The 24404-nt window shown below is 58.9% G+C and carries 23 protein-coding genes; 8 read left to right on the forward strand and 15 right to left on the reverse strand.

The window, feature by feature from the left end; all coding sequences use genetic code 11:
* Positions 1-50 precede the first annotated feature (50 nt).
* From Q675_RS31955 to dksA, 5 genes are read right to left on the reverse strand one after another with little or no spacing between them, the layout of a single operon-like run.
* Positions 51-1445, reverse strand: a complete 1395-nt coding sequence (locus Q675_RS31955; RefSeq protein ID WP_023011601.1) for a sigma-54-dependent transcriptional regulator — start codon at positions 1443-1445, stop codon at positions 51-53.
* Positions 1446-1452: 7 nt separating this feature from the next.
* Positions 1453-4416: an ATP-binding protein gene (locus tag Q675_RS31960; RefSeq protein WP_023011602.1), complete on the reverse strand. Its 2964-nt coding sequence runs from the start codon at positions 4414-4416 to the stop codon at positions 1453-1455.
* On the reverse strand, positions 4406-4582 hold the full coding sequence (locus Q675_RS38325) for a hypothetical protein (protein WP_011784202.1): 177 nt from the start codon (positions 4580-4582) through the stop codon (positions 4406-4408). The genes Q675_RS31960 and Q675_RS38325 overlap by 11 nt, the downstream gene beginning before the upstream one ends.
* A gap of 4 nt (positions 4583-4586) precedes the next feature.
* On the reverse strand, positions 4587-5504 hold the full coding sequence (gene gluQRS / locus Q675_RS31970; protein WP_023011603.1) for a tRNA glutamyl-Q(34) synthetase GluQRS: 918 nt from the start codon (positions 5502-5504) through the stop codon (positions 4587-4589).
* 47 nt (positions 5505-5551) lie between these two features.
* Entirely contained in the window at positions 5552-5992 is a 441-nt protein-coding gene (gene dksA / locus Q675_RS31975) for an RNA polymerase-binding protein DksA (protein ID WP_008940629.1), read from the reverse strand.
* A gap of 172 nt (positions 5993-6164) precedes the next feature.
* On the opposite strand from dksA, the gene sfsA reads away from it, so the two are divergent.
* Positions 6165-6896, forward strand: a complete 732-nt coding sequence (sfsA, locus tag Q675_RS31980; protein ID WP_023011604.1) for a DNA/RNA nuclease SfsA — start codon at positions 6165-6167, stop codon at positions 6894-6896.
* On the opposite strand, the gene Q675_RS31985 is transcribed toward sfsA, so the two are convergent.
* The 3 genes from Q675_RS31985 to Q675_RS31995 form a co-directional block, all read right to left on the reverse strand.
* Complete coding sequence (locus Q675_RS31985) at positions 6880-7251, reverse strand: Rieske (2Fe-2S) protein (protein WP_023011605.1); 372 nt, start codon at positions 7249-7251, stop codon at positions 6880-6882. The two genes, sfsA and Q675_RS31985, sit on opposite strands and share 17 nt — an antisense overlap.
* Positions 7248-7616, reverse strand: coding sequence for a pentapeptide repeat-containing protein (locus Q675_RS31990; protein ID WP_011784207.1), 369 nt, complete (start codon positions 7614-7616; stop codon positions 7248-7250). The genes Q675_RS31985 and Q675_RS31990 overlap by 4 nt, the downstream gene beginning before the upstream one ends.
* 79 nt (positions 7617-7695) lie before the next feature.
* Positions 7696-9276, reverse strand: a complete 1581-nt coding sequence (locus tag Q675_RS31995) for an AAA family ATPase (protein WP_023011606.1) — start codon at positions 9274-9276, stop codon at positions 7696-7698.
* Between the two features lie 130 nt (positions 9277-9406).
* On the opposite strand from Q675_RS31995, the gene mrcB reads away from it, so the two are divergent.
* The gene (mrcB, locus tag Q675_RS32000) at positions 9407-11725 is read left to right on the forward strand and encodes a penicillin-binding protein 1B (protein ID WP_011784209.1); all 2319 of its coding nucleotides are present in this window, start codon (positions 9407-9409) and stop codon (positions 11723-11725) included.
* Positions 11722-12303: a tetratricopeptide repeat protein gene (locus Q675_RS32005; protein ID WP_023011607.1), complete on the forward strand. Its 582-nt coding sequence runs from the start codon at positions 11722-11724 to the stop codon at positions 12301-12303. The genes mrcB and Q675_RS32005 overlap by 4 nt, the downstream gene beginning before the upstream one ends.
* A 50-nt stretch (positions 12304-12353) precedes the next feature.
* Here Q675_RS32005 and hemL read toward each other — a convergent pair whose 3' ends face one another.
* The 5 genes from hemL to Q675_RS32030 are packed head-to-tail and all read right to left on the reverse strand — an operon-like array spanning position 12354 to position 17307.
* Complete coding sequence (gene hemL, locus Q675_RS32010; protein WP_011784216.1) at positions 12354-13634, reverse strand: glutamate-1-semialdehyde 2,1-aminomutase; 1281 nt, start codon at positions 13632-13634, stop codon at positions 12354-12356.
* A gap of 12 nt (positions 13635-13646) precedes the next feature.
* On the reverse strand, positions 13647-14315 hold the full coding sequence (gene thiE / locus Q675_RS32015) for a thiamine phosphate synthase (RefSeq protein ID WP_023011608.1): 669 nt from the start codon (positions 14313-14315) through the stop codon (positions 13647-13649).
* Positions 14303-15064 (reverse strand): bifunctional hydroxymethylpyrimidine kinase/phosphomethylpyrimidine kinase, encoded by a 762-nt coding sequence (gene thiD / locus Q675_RS32020; RefSeq protein WP_023011609.1) that lies wholly within the window; start codon positions 15062-15064, stop codon positions 14303-14305. Before thiD ends, thiE begins: the two co-directional genes overlap by 13 nt.
* Positions 15065-15105: 41 nt before the next feature.
* Positions 15106-15528: a protoporphyrinogen oxidase HemJ gene (gene hemJ / locus Q675_RS32025; RefSeq protein WP_011784219.1), complete on the reverse strand. Its 423-nt coding sequence runs from the start codon at positions 15526-15528 to the stop codon at positions 15106-15108.
* Positions 15529-15531: 3 nt separating this feature from the next.
* The gene (locus Q675_RS32030; RefSeq protein WP_023011610.1) at positions 15532-17307 is read right to left on the reverse strand and encodes a chloride channel protein; all 1776 of its coding nucleotides are present in this window, start codon (positions 17305-17307) and stop codon (positions 15532-15534) included.
* Positions 17308-17461: 154 nt separating this feature from the next.
* Here Q675_RS32030 and argC point away from each other — a divergent pair, with 154 nt between their 5' ends.
* From argC to erpA, 4 genes are all read left to right on the forward strand, one after another.
* Positions 17462-18499 carry an N-acetyl-gamma-glutamyl-phosphate reductase gene (argC, locus tag Q675_RS32035; RefSeq protein ID WP_023011611.1) on the forward strand — a complete coding sequence of 346 codons (1038 nt, stop codon included), beginning with the start codon at positions 17462-17464 and terminating at the stop codon, positions 18497-18499.
* A 10-nt stretch (positions 18500-18509) separates the two neighbouring features.
* On the forward strand, positions 18510-19250 hold the full coding sequence (locus tag Q675_RS32040) for a DUF6776 family protein (protein ID WP_031211546.1): 741 nt from the start codon (positions 18510-18512) through the stop codon (positions 19248-19250).
* A gap of 1 nt (position 19251) precedes the next feature.
* Complete coding sequence (locus Q675_RS32045) at positions 19252-19698, forward strand: bactofilin family protein (protein ID WP_022991912.1); 447 nt, start codon at positions 19252-19254, stop codon at positions 19696-19698.
* Positions 19699-19781: 83 nt separating this feature from the next.
* Positions 19782-20114 (forward strand): iron-sulfur cluster insertion protein ErpA, encoded by a 333-nt coding sequence (erpA, locus tag Q675_RS32050; protein WP_011784224.1) that lies wholly within the window; start codon positions 19782-19784, stop codon positions 20112-20114.
* 1 nt (position 20115) lies between these two features.
* Here erpA and Q675_RS32055 read toward each other — a convergent pair whose 3' ends face one another.
* Together Q675_RS32055 and Q675_RS32060 are read right to left on the reverse strand one after the other, a co-directional pair.
* Positions 20116-21216, reverse strand: a complete 1101-nt coding sequence (locus Q675_RS32055; RefSeq protein WP_023011613.1) for an anhydro-N-acetylmuramic acid kinase — start codon at positions 21214-21216, stop codon at positions 20116-20118.
* 2 nt (positions 21217-21218) lie between these two features.
* The gene (locus Q675_RS32060) at positions 21219-22598 is read right to left on the reverse strand and encodes an OapA family protein (protein ID WP_011784226.1); all 1380 of its coding nucleotides are present in this window, start codon (positions 22596-22598) and stop codon (positions 21219-21221) included.
* A gap of 304 nt (positions 22599-22902) precedes the next feature.
* On the opposite strand from Q675_RS32060, the gene tyrS reads away from it, so the two are divergent.
* Positions 22903-24105 (forward strand): tyrosine--tRNA ligase, encoded by a 1203-nt coding sequence (gene tyrS, locus Q675_RS32065; RefSeq protein WP_023011614.1) that lies wholly within the window; start codon positions 22903-22905, stop codon positions 24103-24105.
* The last annotated feature ends 299 nt before the right edge of the window (positions 24106-24404 follow it).

A 24404-nucleotide genomic window follows, 5' to 3' on the forward strand; every position in this document is an offset into this window, starting at 1 on the left:
TTACCGAGAGGAACAGGTGGTAACAACTGATTCTAGGTTCATTCTTTGGGTCAGGCTTTTTTGCGGGGAATGCCCAGGCGTTGCCGACGCTCCCAAAGTGACTTCCGGCTGATGCCCAGCTTCTGTGCCAGCTCGGTCTCGCTCATCCGGTCCTGATTTTCAAGCACAAAGTGTTGGAAGTAATCCTCCAGCGACAGATCGTTGGACGAATCGACATCCCTTGCAGGGGTTTGTTCATTATTGCCCTCAACCAGGGTTTCCGGGATGTATTCGTCGGCGGAGTCGCTGTCCAGGTCCAGTACCGCCGAGGTAATGACATCGCCATCGGTCAGGATTGAGGCCCGTTCGATGGCGTTTTCCAGTTCCCGGACGTTACCGGGCCAACGGTAGCGTTCCAGGGCCTGCATGGCCTCCGGGCTCAGAGACAGCTCCGGACGGCCAAGCTTGCTGGCCTGGCGTTTCAGGAACCGGCGGGCCAGGCCCAGAATGTCGGCACGACGCTCCCGCAGGGGGGGGATGCGGATCTGCATCACGTTCAGCCGGTAGTAAAGGTCTTCCCGGAACTCGCCGGTTCTGGTCATGGCTTTCAGGTTTCGGTGGGTTGCGGCGATCATCCGCACGTCCACGGTCCGGCTCTGGGTGGAGCCCACTTTGCGAATCTCGCTTTCCTGCAACACCCGCAGCAATCGGGCCTGGGCTTCGGCAGGTAGTTCGCCGATTTCATCCAGGAACAGACTGCCGCCGTCTGCCGCTTCAATCAGCCCGGTGCGGGCCGAGACGGCGCCGGTAAAGGCGCCTTTCTCGTGGCCAAACAGTTCCGATTCGATCAGGCTTTCGGGAATGGCAGCGCAGTTTACGGAGATGAGCGGTTTGCGGGCTCGCGGGCTGAGCAGGTGCAGAGCCCGTGCCGCCAGTTCCTTACCGGTACCGGATTCGCCCTGGATAAGCACTGTGGTCTCGGTGGGGGCGACTTTGCGAATCAGGGTGAACACCTTCTGCATGGGCTCACACTGGCCAAACATGATCTCGGATGGGTCCGAGTCGGGCCCGCTCGTGCTGGCGGCATCACCAGAACCGGTTGTTTCATCGGAAGCCGAAGACTTGCGTGCCAGAATATTCTCTACAGCCGCGAGCATTTCGTCATGGTCGAAGGGTTTGGCAATGTAGTCCACGGCGCCCATCTTCATGGAGTCAACCGCGGACCGCAAACTGGCATAACTGGTCATGATCAGTACCGGCGTGTTGGGGGCGCGGTTGATCATTTCCGTACCGGCGGCGCCTGGCAGGCGCAGATCGGTGATGACCAGGTCGAAGCTGTCCGGGTCGAGGCCCTCGGCTTCTTCCACCGAGACAGCATCTGTCACCTCATAGCCGGCGTGCTGGAGAAGTTTGCGAACCGCCGAGCGGATAATGTCTTCGTCTTCAACAATCAGAATACGGGGCATAGGGTGTTCACGACCTTTCGTTCGGGCTGCTGTAACCGCTGTCGGTATCAGGCTCGTAGGCAGGCAGGCGGAGTCTCACGCAGGTGCCCAGGCCGGTTTCCGGATTGGCCGGGCTTTCCACCTGAATGTTGCCATAGTGCTCTTCAATGATGCTGTACACCAGTGACAGGCCAAGCCCGGTTCCTTTGTTGGGGGCCTTGGTGGTGTAAAACGGTTCGAAAATATGATCCAGCTGGTCTGCCGGTATGCCGGAGCCTTCGTCAATGACCTCGATGATAGCGGAGTAGCCGTCGGCCTTTCCAGCAACCCGGATGGTACCGCCGTCTGGGGAGGCGTCCCGGGCGTTGGCCAGCAGGTTGATGAATACCTGCACCAGCCGTTGTTCATCTCCCAGCACCTGCAGGCTGGCGGGGCACTCGTTCAGAAAGCTGATGCCGAGCCCCTTGTCACTGAGCGACAGCAGGTTGATGGATTCATCAATGCAGCGGTGCAGGCTGACCGGCTCATAACGGTTGGCGTGGGCGTGGTTGCCGGTACGTGCGAAGTTCATCAGCGACTGCAGGATGGTGGATATGCGTCGGGTTTGCTGCTGGATCTGGTCTGCGGTTTCCAGAATGGAGGGATCATCGGTTTCCAGTTTCAGGTTCTGGGCCAGAGACGAGATGCCGGTGACGGGATTACCGATTTCGTGAGCGACGCCGGCCGCGAGGCGCCCTACGGAGGCCAGTCGTTCGCTGTGCATCAATTCATCTTCCAGCAGGCGGGTTTCGGTCTGGTCTTCCACCAGGATGATCGAGCCGCCTTCGGTGTGATCCGGGCCGCTTAGCGCCGCCTTGTGCAGGTTCAGCCAATGTGGCTTGCCGCGAAGATCCAACCTGTGCTTGTAGCGGTGCAGGTCGTCGCCTCGATTGAAATCGTCCAGCAGGGCGTGCCAGTGCTCCGGCAGTGCCAGCAGCTTGGCCCCGACCACTTCCTCGGCGGAAATGTTGGTGAGGCTCTCCATGGCATGATTCCACATCAGAATTTCGCCGTCTTCACCCACTGAACAGGCGGGGATGGGCAGGTTTTGCAGGGTCTGCCGGTAGTGGCGGCGAAGGTTGTCCAGTTCGCCGGCCAGGCCAGTGAGCTGATTCTGGTAATCACCCAGCGCTCGCTCCACATAGCGAATATCCTGTCCGGTACCTCCATGGGTCAGCGGTTTGAAGCCCAGGTGGCGCTTGACGATGTCCCGTGCGACCGAAGGCCCCAACAGGCCAGACAGGTTGATTTCCACTTGATCCCGCAACCGCCGCAACTGGTAAGGCCGGAACTCGACATTGGGGAGCTTGAGCTGGTTCAGGGCCCGCTCCACTTCCCGACGGGCGACCCGGATGCCCAGTGGCTCGGCCAGTTGCTGCACGAATTCGTTGGAGGATGCTGCCAGCAGTTCCCGCCGCTGCGGCCGGGACAGGGCGCCGAGCGAGCACGCCTGAGCGGCACTGGTTTCCTCCGGTGATGCCGGGCTGAGAATTGAGATCAGCGCGAACACACTGATGTTGGCGGTCAGGCTGACGAAGGTGAACAGGTGCCAGTTGTCGTAGCCGGGCGTAACCGGCAGCTCAAGCCAGGACAGGATGTCTGCCGCCACCGAGAACGGCAACACCAAGGTGATCAACCAGATGAACAGGCCGGTAAACAGGCCGGCAATCAGGCCACGGCGGTTGCCTTCGGGCCAGTAGATGACGCCAAGCGCGCCCGGCAGCAGCTGCAGTGTGCCGGAGAGCGAGATGGCGCCCAGAATAGACAGGTCCAGGTGCTGGCCAATGGTTTCATGGAACAGCAGGGCCAGAAACAGGATGACGGCAATCAGTAGGCGTTTGACCCACTGCAGCCAGCGATAGATGTCACCTTGATCCCGGGGCGTCTTGAGCGGCAGAACAACGTGGTTAAGCACCATGCCGGACAGGGCCAGGGTACTGACGATCATCAGTCCGCTGGCGGCGGAAAGCCCGGCAATGTACATGGCCATGGTCAGGACGGGGCTCTCCAGGGCCTGGGCTACGCCGATACTGAAAAAGGCCGGCGGAGCGTCAACCGACAGCGCCTGGCCACCCCAGACAATCAGCGGCACCGGCAGGCCGACCAGCAGCAGGTACAGTGGCAATCCCCAGCTGGCCTTCGCGAGGGCACGGGGGGACGGGTTCTCACTGAAAGTCATGTGGTACATGTGGGGGAGCACCAGGGCCGCGGCGAACGACATCAGCAGCAGTGCCCGCCAGCTTCCGTCATTAATTGCCATGGTCATGGTGGCTTCCGGATGTGAAGTTTCCGCCAACCAGGCCTCAAGCCCATTGGTACCACCGAAAACCGAGAACAGGATAACGCCGCCTAAAACCAGGAGGGCAACCACTTTCACCAGGGAGTCGAAGGCGATGGCCAGTACCAGCCCCTGATGGTTGCCGGAGGCCTGATGGCGACGGGCACCAAACAGCATGGTGAACAGCACCACGATCAGGCTAAACATGACGCTGATAACTTTCGGCGGCGCATCCGGGGCGAGCAGGCTGGCGGAAACCGAGACTGCCTGAATCTGCATGCTCAGCAAGGCCAGAATGGCTGCAGCCGAACACAGGGTGACCAGGGTGCCCGCCCACTGGCTGCGGTAACGATAGGCGAAAAGATCGGCCAGCGACGTCAGTTGGTAGGCGCGGCCTATGCGGAGAATCGGGTTGAGCAAAACCGGTGCCAGCAGGAAAGCGCCGCTGATGCCCAGGTAATAGGCCAGGAAGCCGTAGCCGGAGTCCGCTGCCATACCAATGGCGCCGTAAACGGCCCAGATGCCGGCATAAACGCCAAGGCTGAGGGTATAGATCAGTGGGTGGCGTACCCAACGACGCAATAACGTGCCCCGTTCGGTGCCCCAGGCAATGCCGAACAGAACGATCAGATAAAGCAGGCTGGCCAGCAGCAGGCCGGTGGCGCTAAAACTCATTGGGATCCCGCCGCCATTCCAGCCAGAAACCGATGGCAATCAGCCCGCCCCAGATCACGAAGGGGCTGTACCAGGCATTCTCCGGCGATGTCCACCAGTCCAGAATATTGGGCGAAAAAATGTAGATAGCCAGTACCAGCAGAAATACCAGGCGGTAGATATACATCGGGTTATCGGTCCGAAGGCGAAAGTGTCCCGCCGGTTATACCACGGGCCTGCCCGGATGTCAGGGGAATGGCGCTCCGTTGCCAGTGGGCCTCGGCCCAACTGAGAACCTCTTCAACTGTGGCGCGAGCCAGGGTTGGCTCCGGTTGCTGGCCCAGGGCCTGAAGTGCCAGAAACAGATTCCGGGCAGGGTGATCGTCATCCAGGGCCGGAGCGTGGGTCTGCTTGCTGAGTTTCTGGCCTTGTTCGTTGACGATTACCGGAATGTGCAGCCAATGGGGTGGCTCGGCACCCAGGGCCCGGAAGATCTGTTGTTGCTGAGCGGTCATGTCGAGCAGGTCAGAGCCGCGAACCACATGGCTGATGCCCTGGTCGATATCGTCGACAACCACTGCCAGCTGATAGGCGTAGAAGCCTTCCTTGCGCAGAATGACCGGATCGTCCAGTTCGGCGTGAACCCTCTGTGTCTGGGGGCCAAGCAGATCGTCCTGCCAGTGACTGGCTTCATCCTCGAGGGCAAAGCGAACAGCGTGTGGGCCATCCTTAGGCCCTGTGCCTCCTTGCCGGCACTGATTGGGGTGGTGGCCGTGGTTGTCCTTGAGTTGCTTGCGTGAGCACCGGCAGCGATAGGCTTTGTCCTGCGCCAGCAGAGTTTCGATGGTGCGCTGGTAGGCGTCATGGCGCCGGGACTGAAAGCGGACGGGCTCGTCGGGGAAAAGGCCGTGGCATTCCAGTGAGTGCAGTATCTGGCCGGTGGCTTCCGGGGGTTCCCTTAGTGGGTCAAGGTCTTCGATACGAACCAGCCAGTCACCGCGGGCATGCTTTGCTTCCAGCCAGCTGGCCAAAGCCGTTACCAGGGAACCAAAGTGCAGTGGGCCGGTGGGGGAAGGGGCAAACCGCCCGCGATAACGTGAAGTCGCCATAGGCGTAGAAGGGCCGGCGGAGGACACGCCGCCGGCCCGGGGAAGCGTCAGATGCCGGTCTGGCGTTCGCGAATCTCAGCCAGGGTCTTGCAATCGATGCACAGAGTGGCCGTCGGACGGGCCTCCAGACGACGAATGCCGATTTCCACACCACACTGGTCGCAGAAACCGTAGTCGTCCTTGTCGATACGATCGATAGTCTGGTCGATTTTCTTGATCAGCTTCCGCTCGCGGTCGCGGGTGCGTAGTTCCAGGCTGAACTCTTCTTCCTGGGTTGCGCGATCGCTGGGATCCGCGTAGTTTGCTGCGTCTTCCTGCATGTGGTGCATGGTGCGGTCGACTTCTTCCATCAGCTCCTGCTTCCATTGCAGCAGCAGATCTTTGAAGTGCTGGAGCATTTCCGCACTCATGTATTCTTCACCCTTCTTCATTTCATAAGGGGTGAAGTTGGTAAAACGTTCGCGTGGTTGTTCTGCAGTGTTTGCCATTGAACCCGGCCTCTTGTTTGTACTTCACAAGAACGCTTTGCTTCCCTCCGCGCCAGTGTGGCTGCGCGGTTTTACCCTGGATAGCATTCGTCCTGAAACGGGAATTTGCGGAAAATAGCAGATAAGTCACAGGGGTGCCAGCCTTGTGACACGTACTTTTTGCGGAGAGCACATGAAGTTTCCTGAACCTTTGGTAGAAGGGCGGCTGATTCGCCGCTACAAACGCTTCCTGGCGGACGTGCAATTGCCGGATGGCACTGAGGTAACCGCCCACTGCCCCAACACCGGTTCCATGCTGGGGTGCCAGCCGGAAAATGCCCGGGTGTGGTTGAGCCGGAGTGACAATCCCAAGCGTAAGCTCCAGTACACCTGGGAGCTGGTGGAGACTGCGCCGGGGGTGTTTGCCTGCGTGAATACGGCACGCCCCAACGCCCAGGCCCGCGCCGCTATCGAAGCCGGTGTGGTTCAGAGCCTGGCCGGCTACGCTCAGTGCCGGGCGGAGGTGCGTTACGGTTCGGAGAAAAGCCGGATCGATCTGTTGTTGTCGGGCCATGATCACGATCCCGATGCCTGGGTGGAGGTAAAAAACGTTACCCTGGCCGAGGGCGGGGAAGGCTATTTCCCGGACGCCGTCACCGAGCGTGGCCAGAAACATCTGAGGGAGCTAATGGCTCAGGTTCAGAACGGAGACCGGGCAGTGCTGTTTTTTGTGGTGAACCACACCGGGATCGAGCAGGTCCGGCCTGCGGATCATATTGATGCCCGCTATGGTCAGCTGCTTCGAGAAGCCTGCGAAGCCGGGGTAGAGGTGATCGCCTATCGGGCTGCACTGGCCGGTGAAGATGGCAACCCTTCGGGGCGCCTGGAGCTGGTTGAGGAGGTGCCGGTCAGTCTGGAACCCTGACCTGCACCTCACCATCGTGTAGGCGAATGTCCAGGGCGGAGAGCGCATCGCCCTGGCAGGGGCCCGCAATACATTCACCGGTACCGGGCTTGAACAGCGCGCCGTGGGTGGAACACTGGATAAACAGATTGTCGCTGTCCATGAATCGGCCCGGCATCCAGTTCAGTTCAATACCCAGATGAGGGCAAAGGTTAAGGTAGGCCCGGGGAGTGGTGCCATCCAGAAAGGCGAAACCGGTGAGGGGCATGCCGGCCGGTTCTTTCGCTTTCTCTTTTAGGCGAAATTCCAGGAACTGGCCGGGAACAAGCTCGCTCGCCGGCGCGACGGTTTGCCAGTTGGCTGAGAGAGCACTCATTTTGGCAGGATGGCGTAACGCATGCGCGTGCCGTGGTTGAGCGACATCACGATTTCATCGGCTTCCAGGCGGTGCGGGAAATAGCAGCCGGAAATCTTGGCGCTGGCGATGCTGGCACCTTCCATTCTCGATTTCGAGAAATCGATGCCGCGGAGATCGGCGCCGCGGAAGTAGCCATGGCGGAAATCCAGGCCCTTTGCGTCCATGCCGCGCAGGTCCAACCCGCGGAAATCGCCATGGGCGAAGCTCGGAAGCTCGCTCAGTTTGGCTTTCTCGGCATTAAAGGCGTCCATATCCTCGCTACGGAGCAGGTCGTACAGGGGGTGGTCTATATGCTGGAGATCGCTTTCCTGAATATCGTCCATCTTGCACCTCGCACGGACAGCAGGGTTTGTTTTTAGTGTCAGTATAGTGCGCCCTGCCAAAATGGCAGGGCAGCTCGGATCAGGCCGGCCCGGCCATGCCCAGATGCTGGCGGATGCGATCAGCAACCGCCTCGGCAACGTGCTCATCCTCGGTGTGCAGGTGCACCGTGTGGGTTTTCTCCTCAGTGGTCAGCGGCTCAAACCAGCTTTGCTGCGCATCCAGCAACTCTTCCGTTGCCTCCGAGGCATCGCCTTTGCGTTTGCGCACCCACTCCCGGCGCAGAGCTTCCGGCGCCTCGCAATGCAGCAGAGCGAAGGGCACCCCCTGATTTTCGGCCACACCGGCAAACTGAGCCCGCTCCTTCTCTTTCAGGCAGGCCGCATCGACAATGACAGACAGCCCTGAAGCCAGCAGCTCTCCGGCCAGCTCCGCCAGGTGCGCGTAGGTTTTTTCGGTTGCTTCCGGGCTGTAAAGATCGGTACCCAGGCCCGACTTGCTGTCGTCCAGAGGCCCCAGGCCGTGCAGGCGCTTGCGCTCTACGTCAGAGCGCAGCCGGATCAGCCCGAGCTCCTCCGCCATGGCGGCACTGACGCAGGTCTTGCCGCTGGCGGAGAGACCGGTGGTGGCCAGCAGGTAATGGTTCGGAATGGCGCCGTAATCTTCCGCCAGTTGGGCGTAATCCCGGTAACGCTGCATCAGGTCGGCTTTTTCGGCCTCGCTCAGGTTCGGGTTGCCCAGGGTGAACAGGGCAATCTTGGCCCGAACCATGGCGCGGTAGGCCTTGTACAGCGGCAGCAAGGCCAGGCCTTCAAAATCACCGCGGTATTCCAGATAGGTGTTCAACACCCGGTTCGCCAGCGCCGGTTCCTGGCGGGATTCCAGGTCCATAAGCAGGAAAGCCAGATCATTCATCACGTCGATCCAGCGGAACGGCTCGTTGAACTCGATGCAGTCAAACACCGTCACCTGATCATTGAACACGGTAATGTTGGCCAGGTGCAGGTCGCCATGGCACTCTCGTACCAGCCCGTTTTCCCGTCTGTGGGCGATTAAGTCCCGGCAGCGTTCGAAGGTGGTGCGGGTCCAGTCTTCCAGGTTGTCCAGCTGCGCCAGTAACCCGGCATCATCCAGCATGGGGCGGATCTGGTCGAAGTTTTCCTGCATGGCGGCATACACCGCCTCCGGGGTGCCCAGGGGCTTTTCATCGGCGACCGGTGGCAGGCTTTTGTGAAAGTCTGCAACCTGGCGGGCAAGATTGGTGAGCAGTTCTGCAGGCAGGTCGTCGCGTTCCTGGCGCACATCAAACAGCTGGCTCTGATCGAACTGGCGCATGCGAATGGCGTACTCGAAAGGGGTGCCGTCACCGCCCAGGCGAGGTTGCTCCGGGGTACCGGTAATAGGCACCACCTCCAGATACAGTTCGGCCGCCAGACGGCTGTTCAGGCGCAGCTCTTCCTCGCAGAAGCGTTTGCGGCGTTCCAGGGTGGAGAAATCCAGGAACCCGAAATCCATGGGTTTCTTGATCTTGTAGGCAAAGTCACCGGTGAGCAGAACCTGTGAGATGTGGGTCTCAATCACGCGGAAATCCTTAACCGGATGATCGTAGAGTTCCGGGTTCTGCAGTGCCTTGATCAGTGTATCCGGGCCGTTGGCGCTCACGTTGTGCTCCTGGAATCCTTGAAGTTGTTGATTTTTCGTTTTTTGGAGGGCTCCACTATAACGGGCAGATTACAGAAATAACACACACCAGACCTGCCGATAGCGGTGCCCCCTTCGATATAATCCCGCCATGAGTAAAAAAACGCCTCCTCGCAAGAAAAAAACCGAATCCAGTCCTCGCCGCAAACGCTCCGGTCTCTGGCGCTTTCTGTTTCGCGCAGCTGCCCTGTGCTTTGTGCTGCTGGCGGGATGGATGGTCTATCTTGATGCCGTAGTGACCTCTCGCTTCGAAGGACGTCGCTTTGAAGTGCCCTCCCGGGTGTACGCCCGGCCCCTGGAACTCTACGACGGTGCCGGTATCAGCGCCGCCGCGCTGGTCCGTGAACTGGAGCTGGCAGGCTATCGCTCGGGCGACGGTCGTCGGCCCGGAACCTGGCAGCGAAATGGCGACCGTTTTGTCATCAGCACCCGGGGTTTTTCTTTCCCGGATGGCAAGGAGCCCAGACGGCGTCTGTCACTGGTGGTTCGTGGCGATCGGGTAGATTCGTTTTCCGTAATGGAGGGCGACAGCTCTCCGATTGTTCGGCTGGAGCCGGCTCAGATTGGCGGAATATACCCGTCCCACCGGGAGGATCGGATTCTGGTGGAGCTGGATGAGGTGCCAGAGGCCATGATTGCCGGTCTGATGGCTGTGGAGGACCGGCAGTTCTACGAGCATTTCGGCATCGCGCCACTCTCCATTGCGCGGGCGATGGTGGCGAATATCAAAGCCGGTCGAATAGTTCAGGGCGGCAGTACACTGACCCAGCAACTGGTGAAGAACTTTTTCCTGACCCGGGAGCAAACCCTTCTGCGCAAGGGCAACGAAGCCCTGATGTCGGTATTGCTGGAGTTGCATTATGGCAAGGACGACATCCTCGAAACCTACCTGAATGAAGTTTATCTGGGCCAGGCAGGCACTCGCAGCATTCATGGTGTTGGCCTCGCCAGCCAGTTTTTCTTCGGCGAGTCGCTGAAGGACATTGATGTTCACCAGATTGCCCTGCTGATTGGCATGGTTAAAGGCCCCAGTTATTACAATCCGCGCCGGCACCCGGAACGGGCCATGGCGCGGCGTAACCTGGTGCTGGACGAAATGGCGGAGGCCGGGGTTATTTCCGGGCAAGAGGCCAGGGAGGCGAGTGCAAGGCCTCTCGGCCTCAGCGCAAAACCGTCCTATACCGATAATCGCTACCCGGCCTATATCGACCTGGTGCGCCGACACCTGGCGCGGGACTACCGGGAGGAAGACCTGCAGAGCGAGGGCCTGAGAATATTCACCACCCTGAATCCGGAAGTTCAGCAGGCCGCTGAGAAGGCGGCAACCGATACCTTGCCTCGCCTGGCGTCGGGTGAGGTGGCCGAGGCGCTGGAAGCGGCGGTGGTTGTCACCGCCAAGGATACCGGCGAGGTGTTGGCGCTGGTGGGGGGCAAAGACCCCCGCTTTGCCGGTTTTAACCGGGCAGTTGACGCCCGGAGGCCTATCGGTTCGCTGGTGAAGCCGTTTATCTACCTGACGGCGCTGTCTCAGCCGGAGCGCTACACCTTGATTTCGCCGGTTCAGGATAAGGCCTTCACCCTCGAGTTTGACGATGGTCGGCGCTGGCAGCCGCAGAACTATGATGGCAAGGAGCGTGGCCTGGTGCCCTTGCATGAAGCTCTGTCCCGTTCGTACAACCTGCCGGCCGTGCGTGTAGGGCTGGATGTGGGCATACCGGCGGTGCAGGAGACGCTGAGGGCCTTTGGGGTGACCACGCCTATTTCGGATTATCCGTCGATGCTTCTGGGTTCCATTTCCCTGTCGCCGGTGGATGTCGCGCAGCTGTATCAGGGTCTGGCAACCTCCGGTTTCAATACGCCCCTGCGTACTATTCGGGAAGTCACCGATGCCGCGAATGAGCCTTTGTCCCGGTATAGCCTGAAAGTGGATCAGGTGGCCGATCCTGCCGCGGTGCATCTGGTGCAGTATGTTATGCAGGAAACCATGCAGGAAGGCACGGGCCGGTCAGCCTACTACCGGTTACCGGATTCCCTGACACTGGCGGGCAAGACCGGTACTACTGACGATGGCCGTGATTCCTGGTTCGCCGGTTTCAGTGGCGACCTGCTGGCGGTCGCCTGGGTCGGCCGTGATGATAACGGCCCGACCGCGTTGACCGGGGCTTCCGGCGCCTTGCCGGTCTGGTCTGCCACCATGGCGCAGATTCCCCAGCACGGTTTCTCACCGGTGATGCCCGATGGCGTTCAGTACCACTGGGTGAACCCGGGCGAACAGGCGCTGACCGGCGAAAACTGCGACAATGCCCGGCTGATTCCGTTTATCGCCGGCAGCGAGCCGGAACAGCACACAGGCTGCAACGGCAGTCTTGGCCGGCAAATTCGAGGTTGGTTTGAAGGATTGTTTCAATGAATAAACAAGTGATTGTACGGTCAGCCTGTCTGGCCCTGTTTGTCGGCCTGGCCGGTGGTTGCGCCACCGGGCCGGGTGGCGGCTCCATCTATGTGCCCGTGGGGGGCGATGACCGCCGTTCGGCGCCGGAACCACCACGCACCAATATTCCTGATGAACAGGACGAACAGGTATGGCGCAAGAGTGAGCAACCGACGGTCACTGAGCCGGACTCGCCGAGCACCAGGGCGCCCAGCTACAGCGAATCTGGTGACCAGTTGCCGGCCGCCGCACTCACGTTGGTGCGTGATGCTGATCAGCGCCTTCGGCAGGGTGATTCCGCCGGCGCCATCGCCCGACTGGAACGTGCCCAGCGCATTGCGCCAAGATCTTCCGAAGTCTATTTCAAGTTGGCCGAGGCTTACGTTGCCGGGGACAATCTGGGGGCTGCGGAGCAGTTTACTCTGAAGGGACTCTCGTTGGCGGGCAACGATGAACGCATGCAGCGTTCGGGCTGGTTGCTGCTGGCGGATATCCGCCGGGCTCGCGGTAACGTGGCGGGGGCCGATCAGGCTGAGGCCAGGGCGTCGGCCCTGTAGAAGAGCAGCTTCGCTGGCAAGCACACTGCCAGCGAAGCTAACGCACTTATTTACAGTGTTTTCATTACCTTGCGCGCAGCTGCCAGAGTGAATTCAATATCCTCATCTGACAACGCTGCGGTAGTAAAGCCTGCCTCGAATGCTGAGGGCGCAAGGTAAACGCCTTCCTTCAGCATGCCCTGGAAGAACGCCTTGAAGCGTTCCACGTCACAGGCCATCACCTGGTCAAAGCGCGTGATGGATGGTTCGGCAGTAAAGAAGAAACCGAACATGGCACCCGCGGACTGAACTGCCAGAGGGATGCCGGCTTCATCCGCTGCCGCCTTGAAGCCATCCTTCACCCGATTGGTTTTTTCCGTCAGCCGGTCGTGGAACCCAGGCTCGGAAATGGCATTCAGCGTGGTCAGCCCGGCGGTCATTGCCAGCGGGTTACCACTCAGGGTGCCGGCCTGATAAACCGGGCCCAGCGGCGAGATATGCTCCATGATTTCGCGCTTACCGCCGAATGCACCGACGGGCAGGCCGCCGCCAATCACCTTGCCCAGAGCCGTCAGGTCCGGTTTCACCCCGTAGAATCCCTGGGCGCCGCCGAGCGATACCCGGAAACCGGTCATCACCTCATCGAAGATCAGCACGGTGCCGTGCTCATCGCACACTTCCCGCAGCGCTTCCAGGAAGCCGGGCACGGGCGGGATGCAGTTCATATTGCCGGCTACGGGCTCAACGATAATGGCCGCGATCTGGTCGCCCATCTGACGGAAGGTTTCACGAACCTCGTCAATATCGTTGTAGGTCAGGGTCAGGGTGTGCTCCGCCAGGCTGGCCGGAATTCCCGGTGAGTTGGGTACACCCAGGGTCAGGGCGCCAGAACCGGCTTTGACGAGCAGGGAGTCTACGTGGCCGTGGTAGCAACCTTCGAATTTCACGATCTTGTCGCGGCCGGTGTAGCCACGGGCCAGGCGGATGGCACTCATGGTGGCCTCGGTGCCGGAGTTGACCATGCGCACCAGTTCGATGGAAGGCACCAGCTCGCATACCTTTTTCGCCATCTCGGTTTCAATGGCGGTCGGGGCCCCGTAACCCACACCCAGATCCACCTGAGCGTGCAGCGCCGCTTTGATGCGGGGATCGGAATGGCCCAGGATCATCGGGCCCCAGGAGCCAATAAAATCGATGTACCGCCGGTCATCCTCGTCATAGAGATAGGCGCCCTCGGCGTGTTTGAAAAAGACCGGAGTACCGCCAACACCACGGAATGCCCGAACCGGGGAGTTTACGCCGCCGGGAATGTATTTCTGGGCCTGTTCAAAGAGGGTTTCGGAATGATTCACGGTTGTCTCCTGTTATTCGGAAAGTGAAAAAAGTGGATGATGCCGGGCGAACAGTCGGTGAAATGCCCTGGCCCGGGCTTCTATGTCTGAGGGTTGGCCGCCGAACAGGCCGCCGACTACGGCAACCAGGTCTGCCCCGGCACGGATCAGGGCCTCAGCGTTGTTACCGGTGATTCCGCCTATGGCTGTAATGGGTAACCCGAGGCCTTTTGCCTCGGTTAAAACGTCCGGCGAAGCCGGCGGCGCGCCGGGCTTGGTAGTCGAATCGTAAAAGCGGCCGAAGGCCAGGTAATCCGCACCGCCGTCAGCGGCTGTCTGGGCCAGATTCAGGCTGTGATGGCAGGTGATGCCGATAATGGCATGCTCCCCGAGCAAGCGCCTGGCGTCGACCAGTGAGCAGTCATCCTGGCCCAGATGAACCCCAGCGGCGCCGACTCTGACGGCAAGTTCCGGGTCGTCATTAATCAGTAACGGAACGTCGAACCCCTGGCACAGGCTGTTGAGGTTCCTGGCCTGAACCAGCCGTTCAGAGGCTGTCGATCCCTTGTCCCGATACTGAACCAGCCGTGCGCCTCCGGCCAGAGCCGCCTCTACCGAAGCAATCAGGATGCCGGCAGGCGTCAGCCGGTTATCGGTGATGGCGTAAAGACCGGGCCGAAGCTGAGACTTTACCGTTCCCACAGAATACCCCGGTCGGGAACCCGTTGGCCCTGGCCAACCGTCAGTGCATGCAACAGCGCCCGATGCACGTAATTCTGCGCCTGGGAAATCGCGGCTCTTGGTGACAGTCCCATGGCCCGGCCGGCGGCAATGGCCGCTGCCAGCGTGCAGCCGGTGCCGTGATATTCATTGCTGCCAACCCGTTCCACCTCCCATTCCATGGGCTCCGGGGCGTGGTTATACAGTGTGTTGATGATGTGGATGCCGGTGCCGTGGCCGCCGGTGGCAAGCACGGACTCACAGCCCGTCTGCAAAAGGTTGCGGGCGGCCTCTGCCGGATCGTCGCTGCCGCCGAGCTGAGCCAGCTCAATGCCGTTGGGCGTAATCATTTCAGCCCTGGCAAACAACTTGTCTTTCATGGCCGCCACCAGGGCATCATCGGCCAGATCGCCACCGCCAGCCGCCTTGATCACCGGGTCGACAATCAAAGGCACGCCCGCGTGTTTCTGCACAAACTCCACCAGTACCTCTACCACCGCGGCATTGCCGAGCGCTCCGGTTTTGATGGCGTGAATGGGCGTATCCTGGGCAAGGCACTCCAGTTGCTGTTTGATCAGCTCCGGGTTGACCGCCTCGGCACCGTATACGTTGCGGGTGTCTTGCACGGTCAGGCAGGTGAGCACGGGCAGCGGATGGGCGCCGATGGATGTGATGGCCTGTATGTCTGCCTGTATGCCGGCGCCACCGGACGGATCCAGCCCGGAGAGCACCAGTACGTGGGGGCGGGTGAAGCTTTTGATGGCCGATCTCCTCAGAATGGTTTAACAACAGCAAGAATCACGACAGCGAGCAGGACAAACACCGGCAGCTCATTAAACCAGCGGTAAAACACATGGCTACGTGTGTTCTGGTCATCCCGGAATACTTTGACAAGGTGACCACAGTAGAAGTGGTAGATGATCAGCAAAGCCACCAGCGTCAGCTTGGCATGCAGCCAACCCTGACTGAAATAGCCGGACCAGTTATAGCTGAGCAGCCAGACACCGAATACAACCGTGGCGACCATGGAAGGCGTAGTGATGCCACGGTAAAGCTTGCGTTCCATAACCTTGAACCGCTCTTTGCCTGGTTCATCCTCGCAGGCGGCATGATACACGAACAGTCTGGGCAGATAGAAAATGCCGGCGAACCAGCACACCAGGGAAATAATGTGGAAGGCTTTCACCCAAAGCATTGGTTAACTCCGTCGGTATTGGTAGTAGCTTTCGATATCCGTTTGCAGCACAACACCATAAACCCGTTGAATCATGGGGGCCACATGGCGTTGTACGTATAGCGCCTCAGCCTGGGTACTGTCGAATTGTTGCAGGGCCTCTTCCAGTGTTGCCTGGTACTGAACCGGTGCCACATCCCGCCGGTTGGCGGGGATTTCCATCAGATCAATGGATTCCGGTAATTCGGTGCCTTCCTCGGCGGCCTGCTTCTCGGTGTCCTCAAGAAAGCGGGCCAGATCGACCGCCGGTAGCAGGGCGGTGGGGCCGTTGCTGCCCTCCACCAGAAGCCATTTCGGTTCCGATTTCAGGGCTTTCTTGGCTTCCTCAAGCGTGAGCGCGCGCTCGGTTCGAAGAATATTCCGTTCCATGATGGCGCCAACAGAAACCCGCCTCAGTGCCTGGATAACGGGGGAGTTCTGGTAGCTCAGGCCCTGGCTCTTGAGGATGGTCAGGAATAGCGATTTCTTGCCGAAAGCTTCGCTGGTTACCAAGCTGGCGGTAGTAATCATCAGCATGCCTGGCAGTATGATGTTCGGGTTCCGGGTGAGCTCCATCAGCGCCATCAAAGCCGCCAGTGGCGCCTGCAGCACGGCGCCCATCATCGCCCCCATACCCAGCATGGCGTAAAAGCCCACCGATGAGGCAATGTCCGGGAACATCTGGGCGCCGATCAGGCCCATGGCGCCGCCCAGGGTGGCGCCCATGAAGATGGTGGGGCCGATAACACCGCTGGGCATACCCAGTCCAATGGACAATCCGGTGATGATCAGCTTGGCGCTGCCCGCGCCGATCAGTAACCAGAATCCGAGTTCACCGTGAATGGTTTCGCTCACCGTATCGTAGCCGATGCCCATGGTTTCCGGGATGACCAGGGCGAAGGGCACCATCAACAGGCCGGCCACGGCAATTCTTAGCAACACCGGGCGGTGATGGTAACGGCCCATACTGTCTACCAGTTGGATAAATCCGGCCGCTGCGATGCCGATAATAACGGCAATGGCGAGAATCCAGGGGATCTCCAGCAGTGAATTCATGGTCAGAGCCGGGACACTGAACGCCGGTTCAGTGCCATAAACCGCCTGTGTGACGATGGCAGCGCTGACCGCCGCCAGGATGATCGGAGTGAAGCCGGCAATGGTGTACTCCATCATCACCACTTCCATGGCGAAAATCACGCCGGAGATGGGAGTGTTGAAGGAGGCGGAAATGGCAGCGGCACAACCGCAGGCGACCAGCGTACGAATGCTGTTGTTGGGCAGCCGCATCCATTGCCCGAGCAGGCTGGAGAAGGCCGCGCCCAGATGTACGGCAGGTCCCTCCCGGCCGGCGGATTGCCCGGTAATGACCGTGGTAACGCCGGAAACAAACTGAACCATGGCGCTGCGGAAGGAGATGTAGCCCTGATGGTAGTTCAGCCGCTCCATGATATGAACGATGCCGACTTTGCGATCGTGCAGGGCGAGTTTGTGCAACAGCAGCCCCAGCCCCAGAGCCCCGGCCAGTGGCAGAAGACCTCGGGTGAGCAGATCCAGCTCTTCGAAACTCTCTGAGCCCTGGCCCGGCAGGAAATGCTCCAGTGGCCATTCAATAGCGAGGCGGAAAAGCAGGATCACGCCGCCGGTCACAATGCCGGACAGCAGGCCAAGAACCGCCAATTGCGGTAAAGCATCAACGCCGGAGAGCTTCCGCCGGAATACGGGGATCAGATTCTCGGTAATCTGTTGCCTGATGCTACGCATTGGCGGGGTGTTCCGGTTGGAGTGTCGGGATCATCAGCAGATTTCTGACAACATTGTAACGGCGGGCCCGCAGGCTGCAATAAGTCCTTGGTTTATCATGTTAGACTACGTGCCCTGACTTCCCAATTCTGTCCAGACCACGTTGGAGATAACAGTGATTAAAGTAGGCATCGTCGGCGGAACCGGATACACGGGTGTAGAGCTGCTGAGAATTCTGGCCGTCCACCCGGAAGCAGAGGTTATCTGCATCACCTCGCGATCGGAAGCGGGTATGCCCGTGGCTGATATGTATCCCAACCTGCGAGGCCATTATGAGCTTGAATTCTCCGAGCCTGACGCATCGGTGCTGGCGAGCTGTGATCTGGTGTTTTTTGCCACGCCGCATGGCGTTGCCATGCGCATGGTTCCGGAATTGATGGCCTCAGGTGTTCGCGTGGTTGACCTGTCGGCGGATTTCCGCCTGAAAGATCTTGATACCTGGGCAAACTGGTATGGCATGCCCCACGAGAGTGCCGACTGGGCCGAAAAAGCGGTGTACGGCTTGCCCGAGGTGGCCCGCGATGCCATTCGTGACGCTCAGCTGGTTGCGAATCCAGGGTGTTATCCGACAGCCGTGCAGCTGGGATTCCTGCCGTTGCTGGAACAGGGCCTGGTCAATCCGGCAAGGCTGATAGCCGATGCCAAGTCTGGCGCCAGCGGTGCCGGCCGGCAGGGCAAGATTGGCATGCTTCACGGTGAGATAGGCGAGAGTTTCAAGGCCTACGGCGCTTCCGGGCATCGGCACTTGCCGGAGATTCGCCAGGGCCTCATGGCCGCTGCAGGGAAAGGCGTTGGTGTTACCTTTGTGCCGCACCTGATACCGATGATTCGCGGTATTGAAGCCACGCTGTATGCCGAGCTCGATAACCCTCAGGATTTTGATCGCCTTCAGGCACTGTATGAGGCGCGTTACAAAGATGAGCCGTTCGTCGATGTCATGCCGTTCGGCAGTCATCCGGAGACCCGCAGTGTCCGTGGCGCCAATCACTGTCGGATGGCATTACACCGCCAGGAAGACAGCAACATCGTGATTGTGTCATCGGTGATCGACAATTTGGTGAAGGGCGCCGCCGGCCAGGCGGTTCAGAATATGAATATCATGTTCGGCCTGGATGAAGCCATGGGCCTGAATGCTCCGGCTTTGCTGCCGTGAGGTCGGGCACGTGAGTGATCCTCGAAAACCGGCGGATGAATACGTTGTTATCCGCCACCGGCCAGGTTACCGGTTACGTCGCAGCCTGATTCTGCTGGCATTTACCGTCATCGCCGCCGTGGCAGGATATGCCGCTGGGCTTGCCCAGGGTGGCTTCCGTTTCAGCTCGGCGGAGGCGTCTGCCGAGCAGTTGGTGGAGGAGGTGGCGAACCTTCGGGAGCAATACCGGGAGGCACGACAGGGGTTGGTGAATCTCGAACGTGGGCGCGCGATCGATGAGCAGGCACTGCGGGAGGCACGAAACACGATTGTCGGCCTGGAAACCCGCATCCTGGAGCTGGAGGCGGATCTTACCTTCTACCGCAATATCATGGCGCCCTCGGAAACCAGCAAGGGCCTGCAGGTAGACAGTTTTACGCTGAGCCCGGCCAGGGAGTCTGGTGTTTTCGATTTCAAAATGGTGCTGACTCAGGTTGGCAATAACAAGAGCTATATTTCGGGTCTGGTGGCCGTGAATGTCATCGGTCGTCTGGATGGCGAGAAAGAGGTGATTGCGCTGAGGGATCTGTCGGATGAAATTGATGATCTGGGCGTGAAATTCCGGTTCCGCTACTTCCAGGATGTGGAGGGCAGCCTGCGCCTGCCTGAGAGCTTTGAGCCCTATGAGATTCAGGTCGTTGCCCAGGCGGAGGGCCGCAAGGCATCCCAGGCTGAACGAACCTTTGATTGGAAAGATTTAATGGAGAACTGAGATGCTTGGCAAGAAAAAGCAGAAACCCCGCCGTTCCCCCGGCCATTTTGACACCCTGATTTCCGGCAAGACCACCGTTGAGGGCGATGTTCATTTCTCCGGTGGTCTTCACGTGGATGGCACCATCAAGGGCCGGGTTGTGGCCGAAGAAGGCTCCGATGCGGTGGTACGTTTGTCAGAGGTGGGGGAAATCGTTGGCGACGTCGTGGCTCCCCATATCATCATCAATGGCAAGGTAAAGGGGGACGTGCATGCCTCTGCCCACCTCGAGCTGGCAGAGAAAGCGGTAGTTACCGGCAATGTCTATTACCAGTTGATTGAGATGGCCATGGGCGCCTCGGTCAACGGCAACCTGGTGCGCAAGGATGAAACCAGTGGTTTGCTGACGCATGAGCAAAAGCAGCCAGAGAGTTCAATCGCAGGTGAAGATGAGGACAAGTCCGAATAGTTGATTGTTTTAGTCAGGAATACCATAATTTCCTGACAGCAATATCATGCCGGAGGCAGACTTTGAGTGTAGTTCAGCAACAAATGGCCACGCCGTTGTTTTTCACCGACAACGCCGTCGCAAAGGTGCGTGAGTTGATCGAGGAGGAGGAAAATCCCGATCTCAAGTTGCGTGTCTTTGTCACAGGCGGCGGCTGCTCCGGTTTCCAGTACGGCTTCTCGTTTGATGAAAGTCAGGAAGAAGATGACACCGTCATAGAACGGGATGGGGTCAAGCTGCTGGTGGATTCAATGAGCTATCAGTATCTGGTGGGTGCGACTATCGACTATCAGGAAGGGCTGCAGGGTTCACAGTTTGTCGTTCAGAACCCCAATGCGAGTTCGACCTGCGGTTGCGGCAGCTCATTTTCCATCTGAATCAGGGTGGATAAATTGCGCCCAGTATTCTCTCGCCCGAAGCGCCGGTGACTTCGGGCACATTGCCCGGTAACTGAAGGATGGTTTGTCGGGCCAGCCAGGCGAACGCCACTGGCTCTACCCACTGAGGGTCAAGACCAAGATCCGCCGTGGTGTGTAGTGCGGCGGACCCAAGGCCTACCTTGAGCTCTCTCATCAGTAATCGATTGAAGGTGCCACCACCACAGACATACACGGCCATGTCCGCATTTTCCTGTGGTAACTGCTGGAGAATGGTTGTCACGGTCAGTTGCAGCAGGGTTCTCTGCACGTCCTCGGCGGGTATCTCTTCGAAACGTTGAAGATGTGTGCGCACCCAGTCGATGTTGAAACGCTCTTTGCCCGTACTTTTCGGAGCTGGTTTGCTGAAGTAGGCGTCTGACAGCATGCTGGCAAGCAGTTCGGAATGGGTCGCGCCCTCACTGGCCATGTGGCCGTCTTCATCAAAATGCCGCCCGGTCTGGTCCAGGCACCAGGCGTCCAGCAGGGCATTGGCCGGGCCGGTATCGAAGCCGACGGCCGGCTTTCTCGATCCGGCCGGCAGCCAGGTGATATTGGCAATGCCACCGAGATTCAGAATGCATCTATCCTGAGTGGGTGAGGCAAAGAGCCAGCGATGAAAAGCGGGTACCAGGGGAGCGCCCTGTCCGCCGGAGGCAATATCCCGGCTGCGGAAATCGGCAACTGTACTGATCCCCAGGCGTTCGGATAGCCACGCGGCATTGCCGATCTGAAGGGAAAAGGGCGCATTGCCGGCTGGTTGGTGGCGAATGGTCTGGCCGTGGCTGCCGGCGGCCCGTATCTGTTTTGGGTTAATTCCCGACTGTTTAATCAGTTGGGCACCGGCTTCCGCAAAATGCTGGCCAACCAGGGTATCCAGTTCGCCCAGCTCATCCGGGTCAGCCTGGTTGCGTGTTGCCAGCAGTAACCGCTGGCGTAACGCGTCGGCATAGGGTAGAGAGACGGTTTCGTGGACGGCCAGGCTGTTCGTGTCGAAAGACACCAGCACCGCATCAACTGCGTCCATGCTGGTGCCAGACATCAGGCCTAGCCAGTAGTCCATGCTCAGTTATCCGAGGCCAGAGCCAGCTGCTGATTGCTTTCGCGGAACACGTTGAACTGTGCCAGGCGCTGCTCGGTGAACTTCTGGAATCTTGCCATCTCGCTGTCCGGCACCGGCTTGGCGTCAGGGAGTTTTACCGTTCTTGAGTTTCTCGGCGCACCGTTGATCCGGAATTCGTAATGCAGGTGGGGTCCAGTCACCATGCCGGATGAGCCGACGTAGCCAATGGTTTCGCCCTGCTTGACCCGGGTGCCGTTCTTGATGCCTTTGCCCAGTCGGCTCATATGTGCGTAAAGCGTTGTGATATTGTCGCCATGCTGCAGTACCACCGTCCGGCCGTAGCCGCCTTTCCAGCCAGCGAACTTCACCCGGCCACTACCGGCTGCCTTGATTGGGGTCCCCGGAGGTGCGGCATAGTCGGTACCTTCGTGTGGGCGAACCACATCGAGAACCGGGTGGCGACGTTGCAGGTTAAAAGGCGAGGAAACGCGGGCGTTGATGGGCACTCTCAGGAAGGCCTTGCGCATGCTCTTGCCGTCGGGTGAATAGTAGTCACTTTCTCCGTTCGCATCGGTATACAGCAGGGCAAGGTTATCTTCTCCCCGGTTGATAAAGCGGGCGGAGAGAATCCGGCCGGTATCAAACTTTTCGCCATCAATATAAAGCTCTTCGTAAACCACTTCGAAGCTGTCGCCTTTTCTGACATCGTATACAAAGTCGATGTCCCAGCCGAAAATGCCGGCCAGTTCCATCGTCAGGCGATCATTTAGGCCGGCGTCTCTGGCTGAGAGGTATAAAGATCCGTCGATAACGCCTGCGGCAAATGCCGGTCTGGCCTCAGGTTCGCGAACGACGGTCTCACCAAGAAAGCCATCTTCCGTGCGCGCGATTTTGAGGGACTCCAACAAAGAGCGTTGGAGTTCAATCGCAACCAGTTCGCCCTCGGAGTTCACGCCGAACCGGATATCCTCGCCGGCATAAAGGCGTTGGAGCTTGTCGGCCTCGCCGTCACCGTGAATCACCGAAAGCATCAGGCCGTCGTTAAATCCGGCTTTCCGGAACAACGTGGAGAGTGTATCGCCAGATTTAATGGTGAATTCCTGCCACTGAATATCAGGCTCGGGTGCAACGTCTGCCTGAGCTGCCATTGGTTGGCTCTGGCTTTCAGTTGTTTCGCTTGTTGTCTCAGCCTCCGGAGCGGCGGCCTGGGTGTTGGCTTCCTGTGAGGATGCCCCGGAAATTAGGCCCTGTTCCAGGTCGACGGTGTAGCTCATCCGCTTGGCTTCAACGTCTGCGCTTGGGCTCATCAGGACAGCAGCAGAGACGATCACCGTGGCGGCTGCCGCCAGGGTAATGTGTGTTTTGGGGAATGTTTTCAGCACGTGGCTCACCCGTTTTAATCGGTAATCCAGTAATTTGTACCGGCTTATTAAAGCGCCAGGTCAAGTATAGACCAACAGAATACCGCATATAACAGAATTGCGACAGTGTCCAACATTACAGTCGAGCGGCTGTGCTGGTCGTACAAACTACGCCGCCGCTGCTATAATCCCGGGCTTTTCATGCTCTGATTGGTCGTTTTCTGAGCATTTCTACTGTACCAAGGGTGCCGGTAACTCACAGATTTCTTTTGTAGACCTCTGTAACCGGCTCCCGCTTTATTGTCACAGACGGGGTGAGGGGTTCATGGCATCAATAGATGAAGCGCTGGCGATTATCAAACGAGGTATTGATGAGCTGATTCCAGAGGAAGACCTGGTTGAAAAGCTTAAAGAAGGTCGGCCGCTGCGAGTGAAGGCCGGCTTCGACCCAACCGCGCCAGACTTACACCTCGGCCACACAGTGCTTATAAACAAGCTGCGCCAGTTTCAGGACCTTGGGCACGAAGTTATTTTCCTGATTGGTGACTTTACCGGCATGATTGGTGACCCCACAGGAAAGAGTGCTACCCGGCCTCCGCTTACTGAAGATCAGGTGCGCGACAATGCGATTACCTATAAAGAGCAGGTGTTCAAGATTCTGGATCGGGAAAAAACCCGGGTTGTCTTCAACTCCGAGTGGATGAGCAAGATGACAGCGGCGGATATGATTCGCCTGGCCGGGCAATATACGGTTGCCCGTATGCTTGAGCGCGATGACTTTACCAAGCGCTATCGTTCCGAGCAGCCAATCGCCATTCATGAATTCCTCTATCCTCTGGTACAGGGCTACGACTCGGTGGCGCTGGAAGCTGATATTGAGTTGGGTGGCACTGATCAGAAGTTCAATCTTCTGATGGGCCGGATTCTGCAAAAGCATTACGGCCAGAAACCGCAGGCCATCCTGACGGTCCCTATCCTTGAGGGGCTGGACGGTGTCCAGAAGATGTCCAAGTCTCTCGGTAACTATGTGGGGGTTAGCGACTCCCCGGGGGAAATGTATACCAAGCTGCTTTCCATGCCAGATGAACTGCTGTGGCGCTACTTCGAGTTGCTCAGCTTCCGGCCAATGGCTGAGATCGAGCAATTCAAGGCCGCGGTTGCCGGCGGCGAAAATCCTCAGGACTATAAGAGGGTGCTCGCTGAAGAGTTGATTACCCGCTTCCATGATGAGGAGGCCGCAAAGACGGCTCATAAATCGGCGGGTAATCGGGTTGCTCTCGGTGCGATTCCGGACAACGTGCCGGTCGTGGAGGTTTCGCTGGAAGGTCAGGGCGAGATTCCAATGCCTGCGGTTCTGCGTCTTGCCGGTCTGGTAAAGAACGGCGCTGCGGCGCGTGACGTACTTGGGCGTGGAGCGGTTTATGTGGATGGCCAGCAGTTTGAGGGCCAGCGCATGTTCGTAGCAGGGGATGAGTGTGTCATCCAGGCGGGTAAAAAGAAGATTGCTCGGGTGATCATTGTCGAGTGATTATCGTGGCGTTTTGGCCAATCTGAAATTTTTTCAGATTGGCCGTTGACTCCTCGGCTGAGGTCTGTAGAATGCGCATCTCGCTTGAGGGGCAGGTCACTGAAAAGAGCCGAAACCCGAGCGATAACTGCTTGAAAGCGCTGAAGAAAATGTTTCAGAAAAACTTCAGAAAGCGGTTGACAGGAAGGCGGTTCAGTGTAGAATGCGCACCTCGAAACAGGCAGTAAGCCGGAGAGTTTTTCGGCGGTTTTCGGAAGCGAAAACAGCGAAAAATAAACGGTTGACAGGGCAGCGGAACG

The organism is Marinobacter sp. EN3, from assembly GCF_000475315.1.
Lineage (GTDB): Bacteria > Pseudomonadota > Gammaproteobacteria > Pseudomonadales > Oleiphilaceae > Marinobacter > Marinobacter nauticus.